The sequence below is a fragment of the Burkholderia pyrrocinia genome, from assembly GCF_022809715.1.
Classification (GTDB): Bacteria; Pseudomonadota; Gammaproteobacteria; order Burkholderiales; family Burkholderiaceae; genus Burkholderia; species Burkholderia pyrrocinia_C.
In genome coordinates, this window is sequence record NZ_CP094460.1 from 2,908,861 (window position 1) to 2,925,994 (window position 17,134).

Annotated in this window: 15 protein-coding genes and 2 pseudogenes; 5 read left to right on the forward strand and 12 right to left on the reverse strand. The window is 59.3% G+C overall.

What is annotated here, in order from left to right; all coding sequences use genetic code 11:
- The first annotated feature begins 83 nt into the window (after positions 1 to 83).
- A complete protein-coding gene (locus MRS60_RS29960; protein WP_243566189.1) occupies positions 84 to 872 on the forward strand; it encodes a hypothetical protein in 789 nt (262 codons plus the stop codon).
- Positions 873 to 1,102: 230 nt separating this feature from the next.
- Here MRS60_RS29960 and MRS60_RS29965 read toward each other — a convergent pair whose 3' ends face one another.
- The 3 genes from MRS60_RS29965 to MRS60_RS29975 all read right to left on the reverse strand — a co-directional run bounded on the left by MRS60_RS29965 (position 1,103) and on the right by MRS60_RS29975 (position 4,188).
- Positions 1,103 to 2,533, reverse strand: coding sequence for a hypothetical protein (locus tag MRS60_RS29965; protein WP_243566190.1), 1,431 nt, complete (start codon positions 2,531 to 2,533; stop codon positions 1,103 to 1,105).
- Positions 2,534 to 2,691: 158 nt separating this feature from the next.
- Positions 2,692 to 3,231: a hypothetical protein gene (locus MRS60_RS29970; RefSeq protein ID WP_243566191.1), complete on the reverse strand. Its 540-nt coding sequence runs from the start codon at positions 3,229 to 3,231 to the stop codon at positions 2,692 to 2,694.
- Positions 3,232 to 3,237: 6 nt separating this feature from the next.
- Positions 3,238 to 4,188 carry a hypothetical protein gene (locus tag MRS60_RS29975; protein ID WP_243566192.1) on the reverse strand — a complete coding sequence of 317 codons (951 nt, stop codon included), beginning with the start codon at positions 4,186 to 4,188 and terminating at the stop codon, positions 3,238 to 3,240.
- Positions 4,189 to 4,967: 779 nt separating this feature from the next.
- On the opposite strand from MRS60_RS29975, the gene MRS60_RS29980 reads away from it, so the two are divergent.
- On the forward strand, positions 4,968 to 5,255 hold the full coding sequence (locus MRS60_RS29980; protein ID WP_243566193.1) for a hypothetical protein: 288 nt from the start codon (positions 4,968 to 4,970) through the stop codon (positions 5,253 to 5,255).
- A gap of 244 nt (positions 5,256 to 5,499) precedes the next feature.
- Here the strand turns inward: MRS60_RS29980 and MRS60_RS29985 are convergent, their stop codons facing one another.
- From MRS60_RS29985 to MRS60_RS29995, 3 genes are all read right to left on the reverse strand, one after another.
- A complete protein-coding gene (locus tag MRS60_RS29985; protein ID WP_243566194.1) occupies positions 5,500 to 6,741 on the reverse strand; it encodes a metal-dependent hydrolase family protein in 1,242 nt (413 codons plus the stop codon).
- Between the two features lie 12 nt (positions 6,742 to 6,753).
- Positions 6,754 to 8,070 carry an MFS transporter gene (locus MRS60_RS29990; RefSeq protein WP_034182178.1) on the reverse strand — a complete coding sequence of 439 codons (1,317 nt, stop codon included), beginning with the start codon at positions 8,068 to 8,070 and terminating at the stop codon, positions 6,754 to 6,756.
- A gap of 123 nt (positions 8,071 to 8,193) precedes the next feature.
- A complete protein-coding gene (locus tag MRS60_RS29995; RefSeq protein ID WP_243566195.1) occupies positions 8,194 to 9,105 on the reverse strand; it encodes a LysR substrate-binding domain-containing protein in 912 nt (303 codons plus the stop codon).
- A 338-nt stretch (positions 9,106 to 9,443) separates the two neighbouring features.
- Here MRS60_RS29995 and MRS60_RS30000 point away from each other — a divergent pair, with 338 nt between their 5' ends.
- From MRS60_RS30000 to MRS60_RS30010, 3 genes and pseudogenes are all read left to right on the forward strand, one after another.
- Entirely contained in the window at positions 9,444 to 10,487 is a 1,044-nt protein-coding gene (locus MRS60_RS30000) for a hypothetical protein (protein WP_243566197.1), read from the forward strand.
- A gap of 234 nt (positions 10,488 to 10,721) precedes the next feature.
- Positions 10,722 to 11,132, forward strand: coding sequence for a TIGR02594 family protein (locus tag MRS60_RS30005; protein WP_243566845.1), 411 nt, complete (start codon positions 10,722 to 10,724; stop codon positions 11,130 to 11,132).
- 120 nt (positions 11,133 to 11,252) lie between these two features.
- Positions 11,253 to 11,375: pseudogene (locus MRS60_RS30010) on the forward strand (glutathione transferase); the annotation flags it as partial.
- 58 nt (positions 11,376 to 11,433) lie between these two features.
- Here the strand turns inward: MRS60_RS30010 and MRS60_RS30015 are convergent.
- The 6 genes and pseudogenes from MRS60_RS30015 to MRS60_RS30040 all read right to left on the reverse strand — a co-directional run bounded on the left by MRS60_RS30015 (position 11,434) and on the right by MRS60_RS30040 (position 17,075).
- Positions 11,434 to 11,799, reverse strand: a complete 366-nt coding sequence (locus tag MRS60_RS30015) for a DUF1493 family protein (protein ID WP_131948056.1) — start codon at positions 11,797 to 11,799, stop codon at positions 11,434 to 11,436.
- 3 nt (positions 11,800 to 11,802) lie between these two features.
- The gene (locus MRS60_RS30020; protein WP_131948055.1) at positions 11,803 to 12,234 is read right to left on the reverse strand and encodes an STM2901 family protein; all 432 of its coding nucleotides are present in this window, start codon (positions 12,232 to 12,234) and stop codon (positions 11,803 to 11,805) included.
- 211 nt (positions 12,235 to 12,445) lie between these two features.
- Positions 12,446 to 13,888, reverse strand: a complete 1,443-nt coding sequence (locus MRS60_RS30025) for an efflux transporter outer membrane subunit (protein WP_243566199.1) — start codon at positions 13,886 to 13,888, stop codon at positions 12,446 to 12,448.
- Between the two features lie 10 nt (positions 13,889 to 13,898).
- Positions 13,899 to 15,471, reverse strand: a pseudogene (locus MRS60_RS30030) (DHA2 family efflux MFS transporter permease subunit).
- Positions 15,472 to 15,484: 13 nt separating this feature from the next.
- The gene (locus MRS60_RS30035; protein ID WP_243566201.1) at positions 15,485 to 16,579 is read right to left on the reverse strand and encodes an HlyD family secretion protein; all 1,095 of its coding nucleotides are present in this window, start codon (positions 16,577 to 16,579) and stop codon (positions 15,485 to 15,487) included.
- A gap of 64 nt (positions 16,580 to 16,643) precedes the next feature.
- Positions 16,644 to 17,075 carry a MarR family winged helix-turn-helix transcriptional regulator gene (locus MRS60_RS30040; RefSeq protein ID WP_175746462.1) on the reverse strand — a complete coding sequence of 144 codons (432 nt, stop codon included), beginning with the start codon at positions 17,073 to 17,075 and terminating at the stop codon, positions 16,644 to 16,646.
- Positions 17,076 to 17,134: the final 59 nt, after the last annotated feature.

Genomic DNA, 17,134 nt, shown 5'->3' on the forward strand with positions numbered 1-17,134 from the left:
CGAGGCGTTTCTGAGGGACGGCTGCCGTGGGTTCGCGGCAGCCGTTTTGCATTCGGGCTTGGGTTCGGGGACGTCATACAAGAATGAAAATCATTTCCAAACTGAAAGCCGGGATGGGAGTGGTCGCGCTCCTGGCTCTGATCGCTGTTGTCGGGGCGAAGGCGGTTACGACGCCGACTGATTCTTATCTCGCGGATCGGAAGAAAGCTGCCGAGGCAGTGAATGCGACTCCGATGGAAGATCGGGCGGATTTGGACAAGAAATATACCGCCGAGTTGAATGCGAACCTGGTAAAGCTTGTCGGGACGGTCAAGGCGAAAAGGTTTTCCGGGAAGGTGGGGAGTAACTTGCATAGTGCTATCGCCGATGACGGGATGACGCCGGGGCCGAACGGGTTGTTCCTCAAGTCGGATGACGGGAAGGTGAATCTTCTTGTTACGACGGTTCCGCTTTTGAAGGCTTGGGCGAAGACGGCGGATGCAGGGCTCAAGCCGTCGGATGATGTTGCCGTTATCTTCGATAACGAGACGTTTTATACGGACGTGTTTGCTGATGATGCCGCGGCGTACCGGTTTGCCGAGTTGCCGGTGAAGCGGAAGCCGGCTGATGTGGCGGTGAAGGCGTTGCTGCTAGGCGAAAGTCAGGATGGTGTGCCGGAAGGGCCGCGTACGTTGGCGGTGTCGGTTAGGCAGGGGGAAAGAGTTTATATCCTCTGGAGGGATGTGATGGTTCTGGGGATTGTGGCTTGTGGAGCGGGGCGGGTGGCAGAGGAGAAGCAGCAGGAGTGTTTCGCGAAGCACTTGCCCACGCAGAAGAGCTATTCACGACTTGTGATGGAGGCACAGGCGATGGTGGATGAAGTCGTTCAATAGGGAACGGTTCGCCGACGTCGGCAGCCCGTGTTGGGAATGCACTTGATTGCTGCCATAGGCTCTCTAGTTGCGCAGCTCGTTGCATTACGGGGAGGCGATGTCTCGATGACCGGATTCGGCCATGGAGAGTTGTTCGTTGGTGAAACGGAACTGGCACTCAGGTCGGCTTCGTTCAAGCTCCTGCGCCGGAATGCAAGTTGGGCCTAGCAGAAAGCAGTGTTGCGAAGCGGCTAACCATCGACCGGTATAGGTGCAGCCAATGCAGAGACTGGATGCCCAACGGTATAGTAGTTACAGTACTGCCCCGATGCGCCAGAAATCGCCAGCAAGATACGATTCAATAGAATCATTAGCGCCTTATTGTCTCGAATGATTTCGACGAACTTATCTTCTGGAATCTTGCTTCCATGAGCAGCTCGGTTACGTTTATTCCATGCGGACAATTCAACCGCACCTCCTTCGATTCCCAATTCGACGAGAAACCGCTCCATTACCGTACTTTGCGGCGCAAAATTTAAAGACTGTATTTTTCGAATCAACAACGCCTTTGTCTTGTCGTCACTATTTGAATCGCTTATGAGATTTTCGATTTGAGTTGAAAGTGTTTTCCAAGGGCTGGCGTCAAGCAATGTGGTCCTGAATTTTGTCCCCTGCTGCTCCGCGTATTTTCGCTGAAGAGATTCAATCGCTGCGCCGTAGTGGACGGCGGCAATGTGCGCAGGTGCTGCCACAGCATGCCAGTATGCCCAAAGAACACTCTGAAGGTCGAATAAATCGTAAATGTTCCATAGCGCCTTCATCATGCCTTCAAGCATGTCCTTGTCGATCTCATTATAGGATCGACTACTCAGTAACGTGGGCGGCAAAGTAATCAACTTGAATGCCGATCCATGCATCGTGTGTGCACTCCTAGCTTTGAAGTAGACTGGCCGCCAATGTGAATCAAAATACGTGAAACCAAGATCGACAAGAAATTGACCTAAGCAAAACGATAGGATATCCTTAATCTTGGCCTGATCTTCATCGCTGGGACTTCCTTTGTATATGACGAATCCAGGTGAGCGAATACCGTCGATATCCAAGCCTTGCACCTTAACCACAAAAAATTCCAATCCAGATAGTGAAAGATGCACGCAGGAACGGCTAAATCCTTCGGAATCTGAAGAGTCGTTTAATTCAATATCGAGGCCATCGCCACGATATTTTACTGTCTTCTCGTCGGTGCTTTTTCGATTGGCGGAATGTGGCCAGATGAAGTGATCTGGCATATTTTCGAGCCACTGTATAGTGTGCGCAGTTCCCCGTTCGCCCGCTGCCGTCCACTCCACGATATGAACTTGCGATTGTTCAGTTTTCAACGAGTCCGACGGAGATGTCCCATGGGAGTGGCTGAGACTGTATGGCACTACACCCCGAGCGACGGCGGCATCGCCAGAGTATCCGGCGAACCGAACTTCCTCAACCGACATTTGGACTGTTCCGGTCAATATTGGCTGGGCCTTGCTGCTGCTTTCCGTCGCCGAGACAGTCTCCAAGACCAATTTCAGGTCTTCGTCGCGCGTCAGTTTGAATTGTTTGATTGGTCCGTAGAGCGGCCCGTATTCAACAACAGAGCACGTCGACAAGTAAGCAGTCAAGCACTCCCATTCCCAAACTTTCATTGCTCGTCTCCATTAGTGAGTGACGCTTAAATTTCTAAAAAAGTCTATCCTATCCGATGAATGATCGTCACACCCTAGGAAACTGCCGTTGCATCGACGAGTTGAATCCGCAAGTGAGTTAAGCCGACCAACAAAGCCGCGGCGGCGTGAATGTGTTGTTAGGCATGCGCGCGGAGAACAACATCAAAGTGATCCTTGATTCCCAGGATTTCATTTGCGTAAGCTTCTCTCTCTGATTGACTCTTTGAAGTTGTAGCATTCGGTGTGAATGGCGCAAAGGATTTCATTGCTTCTGCAAACTGTCTCATTCTCTTTCGATCAATCCATTCCGGGAATAGGTAGTAGTTTTCTCCGGAAAATTTGTAGAAAATGTCCAATGATGTTCGTTTATATCGCTGAATTTGTTCCCAGGATTCAGGGTCAATTTCCTTTAATTTATCCGTATTCCACGCCATGTTTTTCATCATCTCCGTAGTTATTGGAATGTAGTGGAGATCGAAAAATATTGAATGCAGATCAGCTCGTACTTTGCCAAGCTCCTCTAGTTGTTTTTTATTTAATTCTGACCGAAAGAAATCCTTGCGCTTGACTGTGGTAGCCCAAATGGCGAGTGCGAGAGTGCAAAGGCCAAACAGAAATTGTCCGATCTTGGCAAGTAAATCCACCCAGGATAGAAGCTCTGGCGAAATTGTGATCATTTAATATCAAGTTGATTTGAGTGGTAAATTCTTGGGGCCGCTAGCCGGATAGATATGGCGCTCTAAGTAGGCATCTCTACACCAATTGTCCGAACCAATGCGTCCGTAAATTGCGCCCAGAGCCTTCATATCTCTAACGTCAGATATGGAGTAAAGGTTTTCTAAAATTTTCTCAAGGCGCACAATTGATTCTTTAAAATATCCAGCGGGTGCAAATAGTAGATGATATGAACCCAGCTGCACATAAAGCACCGGAGACCCTCCACAACGGAAACCCCGCTGACTTCCTTTTATACCAACGACAAGCTGGGGCTCGGAAAAGTGTTGTATAACGCTGAATAGGTAATCATTCTCCAATCGCCAGAGCATCTCATCATCGGCTTGCACGGCTGACTCGGTTTGCACGACCGATTCACCAGAAAAGAAGTACGTATCATATCCTCCTGGCTCGTCGATATTGTCAATCTTTCTAGGTATGTGCTCCAGCCAACCAGAAAATCTCCGGCGGAAATATTCAGCTCCATCCCCTGATCTTATTGAATTGCTATAGATAATTCTCCACGCTATGCTCAGGGCGAATGATAAAGCGATGAAATCTAGGTTTGTGGTTTTATTTTCAGAATATGAATTGTTGAGAAATTTTCTGAAATGTGTCTCCCATTCGCTGAAGCGATTCTCACAATCATTGCAAAGATGCTTAAATTTCATGCCGTCCTGTGCTGGCATGCGATATCCATCAGCATCGTAGACGTGAAATTTATTGATCTCTCGATTTCTTGCTTTTCGTGCATCTCTGATTGCCTTGAATACAAACCCCGATATTACGTGCCCTCGCCGATTTAGAGGTTTTATTTCGCCTTTGCTGTATTCGCAGTATGCGCAGTTGTCAGGAAATTTTGCGCCTTCATATCGATATTTGTACGCCCGCTGCGGCCCTTTCTCTTGATCTATTTCCATATAACTCCTCCGTGGATCATGTAAATATCCCTGCCTGATGCTGCAGCAGACTGTTGAACGTCCGTGCAGCGTCATCCACTTGGTCGTCATATTTTCCAAACGGGAACAGGCGACACTCATCCGTGGAGGCATTGTGCCATGGCCAGCGAACCGGAATAGTGCAACTCGGTCAATACACCGGAATTTTTGAACTCCACTTCTGTGGTATCGTCAAGGAACCCTAACAACTTAGAAATATCGCTGCCTAAGAAATAGAAGTTGGTCCCATGTGGCTGGACGTTGTGTTCATTGAACTTCTGGAGAATGAGAGCGGTCAGTTTTCGCACCACTAGTGGTCTATCGACATCAACGCGGAGAACGTTAGCGGTCGCGTGCTATAGGACTTGAGAAGGGCGGTGGTCGAGGCCGTTTCGCACGATTGAAATGACTCTGAACCGGCCGGCTAAGCGATTCGACAGGTACAAAAGATCGCAAATTGACCTACCCGCAACACCGGCCCAGCGTCCCGCCCATCCCTATACCTAACGGCCAATCCCCTTCAACTCTCCATTTCTGAGATGCCAGCGCGACTACACTGGTCATGAAGCCTTGCTTCTCGCCATCGGGAGTAGATCGCAGCACCCTTCGCACCGATGGTCGAAAAAAGTCCGTCTTGCCCAACAAGACGCAGCGAAGGGAGGAGAGAGAAGGGAAATCCACGGCAACAAAAAAGCGCGGGCCGCATGGGCGGCAACCCATACGACCCGCTGACCACCACCAACTCGCACAAGGAGTCGGAAATGGCTAACGCCTATAGTAAGTCACGTCCCAAGAAGCTCAAACGGTACCCCGAGGTTGAGCTGACCCTCGACAGCAAGCCTGACCTTCCCCAGGAAGGTCAACCGTACATGCGATGGATGCGCGCCATCGACGCGCATTTCGAGATGTTCGGATTCAAACCGGGCGATCACGTCTATCTCGAGTTCAATTTCGATCTCCGAAAGGTCACCATCACGCCTGACCACAGCGCGCTGAACTGGCGAGAGCAGCCTTACGGTCAGGCTGCCCAGGAAGACGACGAGGCATAAACAGCAAGGGCCGCTTTGCGTGGCACTCGCGGGTGCATTGCAAGCTTTGCACGAACGCGACTGACTGCCGGGGCGCAACTGCCCCGGCCATGGTCTCGAATAGTGCGATTCGCGCTCACAACCACCGTCAACAACTGTCACGACCGCAAGGCCCGTGAGGCCACGCCGCGCGTGTCGAAACGATCGGATGCATCCGGATTCAAGCGATGACCTTGAATGTCCACGTGCGTGCACAAACGACGCGTCAACGTCCGCCGTCCCGCGCCTTCACGATCCGCCCACGCTGCAGCACATAGGCGATGTGCTCGCCTTCACCGGCCACAACGCCGATATCGTCGAGCGGGTTTCCGTCGAGCACGACCATGTCGGCAATCGCACCGGCGGCCACGACGCCCAGTTGCCCCGGCATATTGACAATCTCCGCCGCCACCGTCGTCGCTGACCTGAGCGCTTCCAGATTCCCGAGCACTTCCGCCCGAATCCGAAACTCCCCACACTGAAACGCGTGCATCTCGCCAAGCAGATCCGACCCAAACCCCATTTTCACGCCGGCCTTCGCATAGATCTCCAGCGACTCGCGACCTTTCTGCTGCACGGAAGCCACCTTCGCCACGGAGTCAGCCGGCATCCCGAACTCCGCCCCATGTTTGGCAAGCGCGTCATAAGTAACGAGCGTAGGCACCACAAACGCTCCATGCTCATGCATGAGCTTCGCGGCCGCTTCATCCACGAGATTCCCGTGCTCGATCGTCCGCACGCCGCATCGCACAGCCCGCGCAATCGCTCGCCCCGTATACGCATGCGCCATCACATAAGTATTCGCCGCCTCGGCTTCATCGACGATGGCCCGAATCTCATCCTCCGAATACTGCGTGTTCGCAATCGGATCAGTCGGCGAAGCAACCCCACCAGAAGCCATGATCTTGATCTGCGTCGCGCCTTTCTGAATCTCTTCACGCACGGCGAGCCGCACACCTTCAACTCCATCCACGACCCGCGCAATCGCCCCCGTCCTAAAACAGCAAGAGCAGGGCTCCAGCAAATCCCCCCGAGGCCGAAAATCCCCATGCCCGCCGGTCTGCGACAACGCCTTCCCCGACGGAAAAATCCTCGGCCCTGAAACCAGCCCCGTCTCGACAGCCTGCATCAAACTCCAATCCGCGCCACCCGCATCCCGCACACTCGTAAACCCACGCGACAACATCGAATCGAGAATCGGCAACGACCGAATCGCCGCGAGAATATTCGGCTGCGTCGCATTGGCACCAAGATTCGCATTCGAAGCCAGCACATGCACGTGGCAATCGATGAACCCCGGCATCACGGTCTTGCCGCGCACATCGACTACCTGCGCATTCGGCAAATCCACCGGCCGATCGGTGACTTCGACAATCCGCTCGCCTTCGATTACGACATGATGATGTTCAAGCAAAACGCCTCGTTCGAGGTCGAGGACGTTGCCGCCTTGAAGCACGGTAATGGTCATGGGGAAATATCCTTATCGAGTCATGGAGGCGCCACGCTTCGCATCCTTCACGAAACGCGTCCCGACGAAACTGACTGCCGCCGCGAGGATCACGTAGAAGGCAGGCGCCATGTTGCTGCCCGTGCGTGCGATGAGCCACGTAATCAAAAACGGCGCGAACCCGCCAAAGATCGTGACCGCGAAGTTGTACGCAACGGAAAGCCCGGTCGACAACACCTTGGTCGGGAACAACTCGGCGAACGCCGCGAGAATCGGCCCCGTATAGGTCGCAATCAGCACGCCGAACACGGCCTGGAACACGATCAGCGACGTGAACCCTGGCGCATGGTTGATCCACGCGAACATCGGCCACGCAAGCACGAGGATTGCGAGCGCAGAGCCGGACAGGAACACGCGCCGTCCCCACACGTCGGCGAGTCGGCCGACGATCGGCGAGCAGCACATGATCATCAGCCCGCCGACCATCCCGGCCGCGAAACCTGTCGACTGCGGCAGATGCAGCGTGCGCACGGAATACGTCGGCATATAGAACAGCAGCACATAGGTGCAGACGGTCCACAGAATGACCATCGAAAAGCTCGCAAACGTCTCGCGCGGGTAGGTGGACAGCACTTCCTTCAGCGGCGAGCTTTCCTTCGCTTGCGCTTCGACGGCGCTGAACGCGGGCGTCTCGTCGATATGGCTGCGGATGAAGTAACCGACCGGCCCGACGATGATCCCGAGCAGGAACGGCAGACGCCAGCCCCAGCTATGCAACGCCTGCGCGTCGAGCGACGTCGTGACGAACGTGCCGGTCGCAGCACCAAGCAGCACCGCGAAACCGATGCTCGACTGGATCCAGCTCGAGTAATAAGCGCGCTTCTCCGGCGGCGCGTATTCGGTGAGGAACGCGGTGGCGCCACCCATCTCGCCGCCGGCCGAGAAGCCTTGCAGCAGTCGCGCGACGACGATCAGCAGCGGCGCGGCGATGCCGGCCTGTTCGTAGGTCGGCGCGATCCCGATGAGCGCGGTGCCGGCGGCCATCAGCAGGATGGTGAGCGACAGCGCGGCCTTGCGTCCGACCTTGTCGGCATAGACGCCGAGCACGATGCCACCCACCGGCCGCATGAAGAAGCCGACGCCGAACGTCGCGACGGTGAGCAGCACGGACGTCAGTTCGTTGCCGGTCGGGAAGAACAGCTTCGCGATGATCACCGCGAAGAAGCTGTAGACGGTGAAGTCGAACCATTCGAGGCCGTTGCCGATCACGGTCGCCACGATGGCGCGGCGGCGCTGCTGCACTGCCGCATCGACGGAAGGCGCGGCGCGTGGGGAAAGCGTTCCTTGCATGGTCTCTTCCTCTGTCAGAAGACGGGACGGCTGCCCCGCGTGAATCCCATGCTAAGGACAGCCGGATTTTTTTCTGAAACGAAAGATTCGCATGCACGCATGCGCTGCGCGCATGCATCGCGCTCAGGGCGCGGTCTGCTTCTCCGCCTGTTCGAACAGCCAGCGCGTGAACAGGCGGGCGGCCTGGTTCTGCGCGCGGTCGTTGGGCGAGATCACGTAATAGCCGCCGCCGTGGCTCGCGGACGCTTCCGTCACGCGCACGAGCAGGCCGGCCTCGATGCATGCGTCGATCATGTAGCGCCAGCCGAGCGACACACCCTGGCCGAGAATGGTCATCTGCACGATCTGCGGATAGGAGTTGATCATGATGTCCTGCGGCTGCGCCTTCTGCCGGTCGACGTCATTCATGTCGAACCATTCGGACCAGGACATCCATTGGCGCTGCCCGTCCTCGAGGCGCAATAGCGTCTCGTTCGCGAGATCGGCCGCGTCGAGCGTGCGGCCGGCCAGATAGCCGGGCGCGCAGACGGGAAACACTTCCTCGTCGAACAGCCGGCGCGCGGTGTATTCGGCCGGCGCTTGCTGACGCACGTAGTAGACGCCGACATCGAACTCCGCCGGCGACATCGACGCAAGACCATCGCGCACGATCAGGCGCAGCTTGATGTTCGGATACGCGGTGCGAAACTCGGGCAGGCGTGGCGTAAGCCACAGTAGCGCGACACCGGACGAGCACGCGATCGTCAGTTCGAGATCGCCGTACGGCTTCATCACATCGTGCGTTGCTTCCGCGCATTGCGTGAGCAGGTGGTGGACCTGCGCTGCGTATTGCTCGCCGGCGATCGTCAGCCGCAACGAACGATGCTCGCGGACGAACAGCGAGCGGCCGAGGAATTCCTCGAGCTGCTGGATCTGGCGGCTGATCGCACTTTGGGTCAGGTGCAGTTCGGCGGCGGCTTTCGTGAAGCTCGCGTGCCGCACGGCGGCTTCGAACGCGACGAGGCACTGAAGGGGCGGCAGGGGCGTGATGCGCATGGCGGGCAGGGAGTCGATGGCGCTGCCGACATGATACGGGGGGATTGAAAGGAAATCACAAGGCGGGAAGGGCGCTGCCAGCCCCGCATTGGTATCTCATCACTTTCGCGCGCTTTCCCCGCTGACGACTAAGCATGCCCTCATGTCTCGAGTCATGCTTGCTGCCCCTAACATTTGAGGGACGGCTATTGCGTTGTTGCGGTCGTGACAGGTAGGAACACATACGAAACGAGTATTGTGCAAGACTACGGGCCATCCCGCGATATTGCGAAGGTAAACGGGGTATCGGTCGCACCTGCGTGTTATCAGAAATTGGCACAAGCTTTGGGAATGTAATCTTGAAAGCCTCTACCTTAAAAGTTCTGAACCAAAGTACTCCGTCGTTTCGGATCGGTTCGCCTTCCACGCATATTGCGCGTATCGGATCGGTGCTCGTGATGACCATGCTTTGGGCTAGTCTTGCAGCCGCTGCGCCACAATCAACTCTCCGCTTTGCTTTACCGGGTGGCGCAGCAGTGCTCTTTAGCAATGCTGCGAACCCTCGAGATTCATTGTCCAATCGTGCCTGGAAGAAGGCGGTTTTCTATTTCCCGAACGGAGCTACATTTGGCCTGCTGCCAAGAGCTGGGGAGTCGAACGCCGGTGGTGGGACGCAAATGGAACCTCCGAACGATGCGAATATTTCCCCGTCCGGTCAATATGTGATCGTTATGCGAAACGATCGGGGAACCGTATTCATGGGATCAGGACAACCGGAGACTGTGTTGAGCCGGGAGTACTGTTCCATGATTGAGATACGAACAGGCTGTATTACCGCCGATCAAACCGGCGCGATATGTGGAGCGGGCTGGCAACCAGGTCAAAGTGCGCAGTGGGGAACAGACTCGCAAACGGCGGCGATGCTGAAGCGCGACCGCCCGTCGGCAAGCAACTTCTTAAGTTACATCAACGCAGGGCAGCCAGCCGACCTGGTAATTCGCGATGATTCGGGGGCCGACAATCTCTTGCGGTGTGACCCGCTTTCCTCGGCCAATCGCGAGTCCTATCGTAAAATTGCGGGAGCCTTAACGGCGGCAGGGGCGCGCTTTGATGCACTACTGATCGATGCCGCGCTTTCCAAAGCCGTCGGCGACTCCGTTGGTACGCCAGCGCAGCAAGGAACGGAAGCCACACGTCGAACCGCGACCGTATCTGTGCAAAGAGCGACGCTTTACACTGCCCCTGATGAAGCGGGCGCGAGTCGAGCCTATCTCGTCCAGGATGATGTCGTCGCCGTATTGAAGCAGTCTCCGGCTGGTTGGGCCTACGTGGATTACGCGAATGCTTCCGGGAAACACTTGCTTCGATGGATCAAGGCCGATCAACTTGCGATCAAGCAGTGATACGAATCTCCCAGATTCTCGGATGGGAGATGCCACCGACCACGGGTCATCCAGTTTCCAGCAGTCTTGTATAGCGCATGGAGCGCGTGACATGCGGCGTCGCTTTACCGGGGAACACTCGTCGCTACGCGGCATTCATGCGAAGATTGAGCGAAATCTCACTGACACTCGCCCGAGAACGACGTGACCCTATCAAACCCTGAGAGCAAACCGAAAGCTGGCCATCCGCCGTGGATGTCCGTCGCGCTGGCCGAACTCGGCATCCGCCGCCACCCGCCGGGCAGCATCAACCCGCGCATCGTCGAATACAACAACCAGACGAACCTGGTCGGCTATGACGACAAGATTTCCTGGTGTTCGTCGTTCGTCAACTGGTGCATGACACACGCCGGCATTCGCGGCACGGGCTCCGCGCTCGCGCGTTCGTGGCTCGAATGGGGCCGCCCGCTGGAACGCCCGGTCTACGGCTGCATCGCCATCCTGACGCGCGATGATCCCGCGAGCTGGAAAGGGCACGTCGGTTTCTACCTGCGCCACGACGATAAGCACGTCCACGTGTTCGGCGGCAACCAACTGGAAGAAGTTCGCGAACTCGCGTATCCGCTGAACGAAGTGATCGGCTATCGTTGGCCGTCCGCCGAGTGACCCATGGCGGCAAGCACACAAAAAATCCAGAACGCGGCCGTTACCGCCGCATTGACCCACCCGGAGCTCGTCGGTGCGCGCCTGCGCAGCGACGGGCTCCGTCCCCACAAGGAGACAGCAGTGCCAACCGGAAATCTCCGCCTCTACGCGGATGCGCGATGCACGAGCCCTTACGCGATGTCGGTCTTCGTCGCGTTCGAGGAAAAATCGCTGCCGTACGAACTGGTAACCGTCGATCTCGGCAATCGTCCGCCGCTGTAATTTGAACGCCGCCGCCGCGGACCGACCCAGCCAATTACGATCATTCCCCTGTAGCCGCCTCGATCGCGTCTGTGTCCCACTTCCCGCGTCGCGTTGCCTCGGCCAGCATACCAAGCGTCAGCGGGTGGCGCTTTGGCGGTCGGAGTCGTTTCACGAATAGCCCCATGAGTGACGACAGCAGTTCCTGACCTTCCGGGCCAAAGTAGCGTCGGTACGGGAACCCTTTGGCGTCGACGTTGAATGTCTCGGCCCACTTGTCGATAAACTCGACCCCGTCGAGGCCAGTGATGCCGAGATCCTCCTCAAGCCGTGATTCCGGCTGAAGGTTCAGCTTGCCGCCGAACAACGGCCGGCCAAGCTCCTGACGGGTGAAGGCTTCGAAACGTTCCCAGGTATCGTCTTTCATGGCTCAGAGCACCCGATCTTCGGGCTTCACGAGTCGGTTGTAGGTCGTCACGGTGTTGCGCATGATCAGGAAGGCATCGCGAGCCAGAAACACCTCGCCTACGACGGGAATCGTCCGGCCGACCCATGCGCCGAGGCGGTGGGTGAAGGAGATTCGAATACCGGACAACCCAACGCCCATGATCATCGGCAGGCGAAACGGTAGCGTCTGCGGGAACAGCTTGCGGGCAGCAAGCGAGGCGACGGAGGTGCCCGGCGTAGCCCCTGCGAACTTGCCGGCGACAGGGACGTCAGCCTGACCGAGCAGCATTGCCGACGCGGCTGCCAGATCGTCCAGGCCCAACTGCTTGCGCGTCTCGTCGAACGCCACCAGGGCAAAGACGTCGACGGGCCGTAGATTCTGCCAAGTGCCGTAGGTGTACCGGTTTTCACTCACTCATTGTTCTCCTGATCCGGCAAGGGCGCTGCTCTCTCAGCGTGTGCCCCTCGCGAAGGCGATACTTTACCGCATCACCCAGAACAGCCTGGCCGGTACCGCTGACCGGTCCCAACTGATTCGCGATGAATGTGCTCGGACCGATCCTCATCGTGCGGCTGAGGAGCGGGGCGCCGGCAGTATGGAAGCCGGCGCCGCGTCGTGATCCCCCCTAATTCTTCGCCACAGCCTCGGTTTCCGTCTGCGTCCCACCCGCCGCCTCATTCCTGCTCCACCCACCCCCAAGCGACCGATAAAGCGCGACTGCCGCCAGCGCATGCTCGCGCTTGACCTGATTGAGCGAATCCGAGTCCCTTAGATAAACCTCCTGCGCTGACAGCACGTCGAGAAAATCCGTCGCGCCCCCCTTATAGAGCTGATTCGCCAACCCAAGCGCCTTGTCCGACGCAGAAAGCGCACTATCGAGCCGCCGCGTAGCCTCATCGGAACTGACGAGATTCGCACGCGCATCCTCGACCTCCCTCAACGCTTGCAGCATCGTCTGCCTTAACCCGAGTTCCGACTCGCGCATCCGGCTTTCGCTCTGCGAGATATCGGCGGTAATACGCCCCGCATTGAAGATCGGGCTTGTCGCACTCAACGCCGCACTGAACAAATTGTCGGTCAACGTAGGCAACCCGAGATACGACGCCGCCAGAATCCCGTCCGCCAAATTCAGCGAAAACTTCGGATACCGCTCGGCCTTCGCGACGCCCACTTGCGCCGCACGCCGCTCCACCTGCGCATAGGCAGTCAACACATCAGGCCGCCGCAACAACGCCTGCGAAGGCAACGTCCCCGGCGCACCAACCGGCGGCGCCGGAATTTCCCCAGCCTGCGCCAACACGAGCCGATCGACCGATTCCGGCGTCCGCCCCGAATACACGGCAATCAGATTGAGCTGATGCGAAATCTGCGCCTGCGTCGGCGGAATCCGCGCTTCGAGCGCATCGAGCTGGTTTTGCGCGCGCGTGACGTCGAGTTCCGTCGACAGCCCGAACGCCTGCCGCTTGCGCGTGAGTTCGAGTGCGTGCTGCCGGATCTTCGCGTTGTCCTGCAGGATCTTCAGTTCCTGCTGCGCCCAGCGCAGGTCGACATACGCGGATGCCGCATCGGCCGCAAGCGCGAGCCGCATCGCATCTTCCGCATGCTTCTGCCCGACGAGTTCGGCTTGCGCGGCGAGCAGATCGAGCCGTTCGCCGCCGAACACATCGGGCGACCAGCTCAGCGCGAGCCCAACGCCGGCCTGCCGCACATACCCAAGCGGCGGCGGCGTGTTCTGCCGCGCGTCGGCCGCATGCGCGGTCGCGTCGAGTTCCGGCAGCAGCGCCGCGCGCTTCTGCACGGTCAACGCCTGCGCCTGCTTCACGCGTTCGGCGGCGGCCTGCAGATCGAGGTTGCCGTCGAGCACGGTCGCGATCAGCCGGTCGAGCACGGGATCGTGGAATTGCGCCCACCAAGCGGCGGCGTCGATGTCCGCGCGCGGCACGTCGGTATCCCAGGCAGTGGGCGCGAGCGTCTGAACGGATTCGTGCAGCGCGGGATGCTGCGCGGGCTGCACCGCACACCCTGCGGCGAACACGCTGACGGCAACGGCGACGAGTAGCTTTTTCATGATGAAGATCTCAGTGCGCGTCCGGCGGCGGCGCGTTCAAAGTAATGGGTTTGGAAAACACGACGGCAAGCAGCGCGACGACGAAGCACAGCGACAGCGCGTAGTACGCATCCGCGTAGGTGAGCGTCAGCGCTTCGCGATAAATCAGCCGATGCAGGTTCGAGAGCCCGGCCTGCGCGGTATTCAGCGTATTGCCCGCAACAGCCGTCCAGTACGCGGCCTGATGGTCGAGCAGCGACGCGATCTGCGGCTCGCCTGCGCTCACATGCTCGTTCAACCGCAGGTAGTGAAAATTCAGCCGGTCGTTGAGCATCGTCGCGCTTACCGCGATGCCGATCGCCCCGCCGAGGTTACGCATCAGGTTGAACAACCCGCTCGCCGATTTCAGCCGCGATTGCGGCAGCGAGCCGAGCGCCATCGTCACGATCGGCGGCACGCTGAACTGTTGGCCGATGCCGCGCAGCGCCTGCGGCAGCAGCAGTTCCCGCCAGCCCCAGTCGTGCGTGATCGGCGTGTACAGGTAGCAGCCGAGGCCGAAGCAGATCAGCCCGAACACGAGCAGCGCGCGCATGCTGAAGTAGCGCGCGGCGAACGCATACACGCCAAGCGCGAGCAACTGGAACGCACCGACCGACAGCAGCGCCAGGCCGATCTGCAGCGAGCTGAACGCGCGCACCTGCGCAAGAAACAGCGGCGTCAGGAACACGGTCACAAAGATCCCGATGCCGGTCACGAACGACAGCAGGCTGCCGATCCCGAAGTTGCGCACGGCGAGCGCGCGCAGGTCGACGATCGGATCTTCCGCGGTCAGCGCATGCACGATGAACAGGAAGCCGCAGATGCCGGAGATCCATGCGCAGATGACGATCGCATCGTCGCCGAACCAGTTCTTGCGCGGGCCTTCTTCCAGCACGTATTCGAGGCAGCCGAGGAAGCCCGACATCAGCGCGATGCCGAGATAGTCGCCGCGCTTGATGAGGCTGAGGTCGGGTTCGTCGATATGCACGTAGCGCGGCACGAGTGCGGCCACCGCGATGCCCGGCACGAGGTTCAGGTAGAACAGCCAGTGCCACGACCATTGGTCGGTGATCCAGCCGCCGATCACGGGGCCGATCGCCGGTGCGAGCGACGCGAGCGCGCCGATGGTGGTCGACGCGATCAGCCGCTGCTTGCCGGGGAACAGCACGAACGCGGTGGTGAACACGGTCGGGATCATCGCGGCGCCGAGCGCGCCCTGCAGCCCGCGAAACAGGATCATCGAGTTGATGTCCCACGCGAGCCCGCACAGCATGCTGGTGATCGTGAAGCCGACGGCCGATGCGACGAACAGCCAGCGCGTCGACATCACCTTCGACAGCCAGCCCGACATCGGGATCACGATGATCTCGGCGATCAGGTAGGCGGTCTGCACCCACGACAGCTCGTCGGCTCGCGGACAAGCCGCCGCCGATGTCGCGCAGCGACGACGCGACGATCTGGATGTCGAGCGTCGCCATGAAGAAGCCGACGCACATCAGCGCGAACGCGAAGACGCGCTGCCTGGTGGGTTGCGACGCGGGGTCGCCGGAAAACGCGGTGGTCATGGTCGGCTCCCGCTCAGTTCGCGTGGTCGGTATGCACGGTCACGACCGCGGACAGGCCGGGGCGCAGCACGTGATCGAGGCCCGGCTGCGGATCGAGATGCACGCGCACGGGCACGCGCTGGACGATCTTCGTGAAGTTGCCGGTCGCGTTCTCGGGCGGCAGCACGCTGAAGGTCGCGCCGGTCGCGGGCGCGACGCTGTCGACGCGGCCGTGCAGGCGCGTGCTCGACGCATCGAGCGACACGTCGACACGATCGCCCGCGCGCATCTTGCGAAGCTGGTCTTCCTTGAAGTTCGCGTCGATCCACAGCCCGGACGCCGGCACGACCGTCAGCAGCGGCACGCCGACGTTCGCGAGCATCCCGACGCGGCCGGTGCGGTTGCCGACGTAACCGTCGACCGGCGAGCGGATCGTCGTGTATTCGACGTTGAGCGCCGCAACGCGCTGCGCGGCGAGCGCGGTGTTCACGCGGGCCCGCGCATCGGCGAGCTGCGCGCCGAGCACGTCGAGTTGCCGCTTCGACGCGAGCAGCGCGGCGTCGCTGCGTTCGACGGCCGCGCCGGCCTTCGAATAATCGGCGTCCGCGCGTTCGACGATCTGGTTCGACACGGCATCGGATTTGACGAGCTCGCGATAGCGCACGCGGTCCGATGCGGCGCGCGTCAGCTCGGCCGACGACGCGTTCTTGTCCGCCGCGTGCTGGCCGATCACCGCGAATTGCAGTTGCTGCTTCGCTTCGAGTTCGGTCACGGCGGAGCGCGCGCTGTCGACTTCGGCGCTGGCCTGCGCGAGCTTCGCATCGTAGTCGCGCGCATCGAGCTGCACGAGCACGTCGCCGGCCTTCACGCGCTGGTTGTCGGTCACGAGAATCCGGTCGACGAAGCCGTTGACCTTCGGCGCGAGCACCGTCACGTCGCCGCCGACATACGCGTCGTCGGTGCTCTCCTGGAAGCGCAGCACGAACAGCCAGTCGAGCGCGGCCGCGGCCACCACGACGACGACGGCGATCACCGCGATGCGCATCCACGGCACGCGGCGCCGCTGCTTCGCGGGCCGGTCGATTGTGGCTGCCTCGCGGGAAGCAGCGGCTTCTTGGGTCGTTTCCATCGATTCACCTATGTATATGCACTTATCAAAACGACCGACGACGTCGCGTCGATCGGGGAAGGGGTTAGCGCTCCGGCAGGTTGTGCGCGATCCGGAACAGCTCGTCTCTCAGGCGGGCCGCCTGGGTCGGCCCGAACCGTTGCTCGAACGCTTCCTGCGCGGCGAGCCAGTGCACGTGCGCGTCGGCGACCTTCGTTTCGCCGTGCGCGGTCAGCGCGAACGTCTGGCGGCGATACGGCGGCTCGATCCGGCCCGTCACCAGCGCCGCGCCGACGAGCGGCTTGAGCGCGCGTAGCAGCGCGGTGCGTTCGATCACCAGCACGGCCGACAGCGCCGCCATCGTCAGGCCCGGACGGTCACGCAGCAGCGCGAGGATGCTGTATTGCGACGGCGTGACGCCCGCCTGCGACAGGTAACGCTCGTAGAACTGCGAGAGCCGGCGGGCGGCTTGCCGGACCGCGAAGCAATCGTCATCGGTGAGCGTGGTCTTGTGCATGTGCACATGTTAGGGTGCAGCGCGGGGTGAAGCGATGGGCGGAGCAGGATCAGATTGGT

Coding starts and splice junctions, on each gene's coding strand:
- MRS60_RS30015 (WP_131948056.1), bottom strand. CDS start 11,799: ATGAAAGACGATACCTGGGAACGTTTCGAAGCCTTCACCCGTCAGGAG.
- MRS60_RS30040 (WP_175746462.1), bottom strand. CDS start 17,075: ATGCACAAGACCACGCTCACCGATGACGATTGCTTCGCGGTCCGGCAA.
- MRS60_RS29970 (WP_243566191.1), bottom strand. CDS start 3,231: ATGATCACAATTTCGCCAGAGCTTCTATCCTGGGTGGATTTACTTGCC.
- MRS60_RS30025 (WP_243566199.1), bottom strand. CDS start 13,888: ATGAAAAAGCTACTCGTCGCCGTTGCCGTCAGCGTGTTCGCCGCAGGG.
- MRS60_RS29960 (WP_243566189.1), top strand. CDS start 84: ATGAAAATCATTTCCAAACTGAAAGCCGGGATGGGAGTGGTCGCGCTC.
- MRS60_RS30035 (WP_243566201.1), bottom strand. CDS start 16,579: ATGGAAACGACCCAAGAAGCCGCTGCTTCCCGCGAGGCAGCCACAATC.
- MRS60_RS29975 (WP_243566192.1), bottom strand. CDS start 4,188: ATGGAAATAGATCAAGAGAAAGGGCCGCAGCGGGCGTACAAATATCGA.
- MRS60_RS29965 (WP_243566190.1), bottom strand. CDS start 2,533: ATGAAAGTTTGGGAATGGGAGTGCTTGACTGCTTACTTGTCGACGTGC.
- MRS60_RS29990 (WP_034182178.1), bottom strand. CDS start 8,070: ATGCAAGGAACGCTTTCCCCACGCGCCGCGCCTTCCGTCGATGCGGCA.
- MRS60_RS30005 (WP_243566845.1), top strand. CDS start 10,722: ATGTCCGTCGCGCTGGCCGAACTCGGCATCCGCCGCCACCCGCCGGGC.
- MRS60_RS29985 (WP_243566194.1), bottom strand. CDS start 6,741: ATGACCATTACCGTGCTTCAAGGCGGCAACGTCCTCGACCTCGAACGA.
- MRS60_RS29995 (WP_243566195.1), bottom strand. CDS start 9,105: ATGCGCATCACGCCCCTGCCGCCCCTTCAGTGCCTCGTCGCGTTCGAA.
- MRS60_RS29980 (WP_243566193.1), top strand. CDS start 4,968: ATGGCTAACGCCTATAGTAAGTCACGTCCCAAGAAGCTCAAACGGTAC.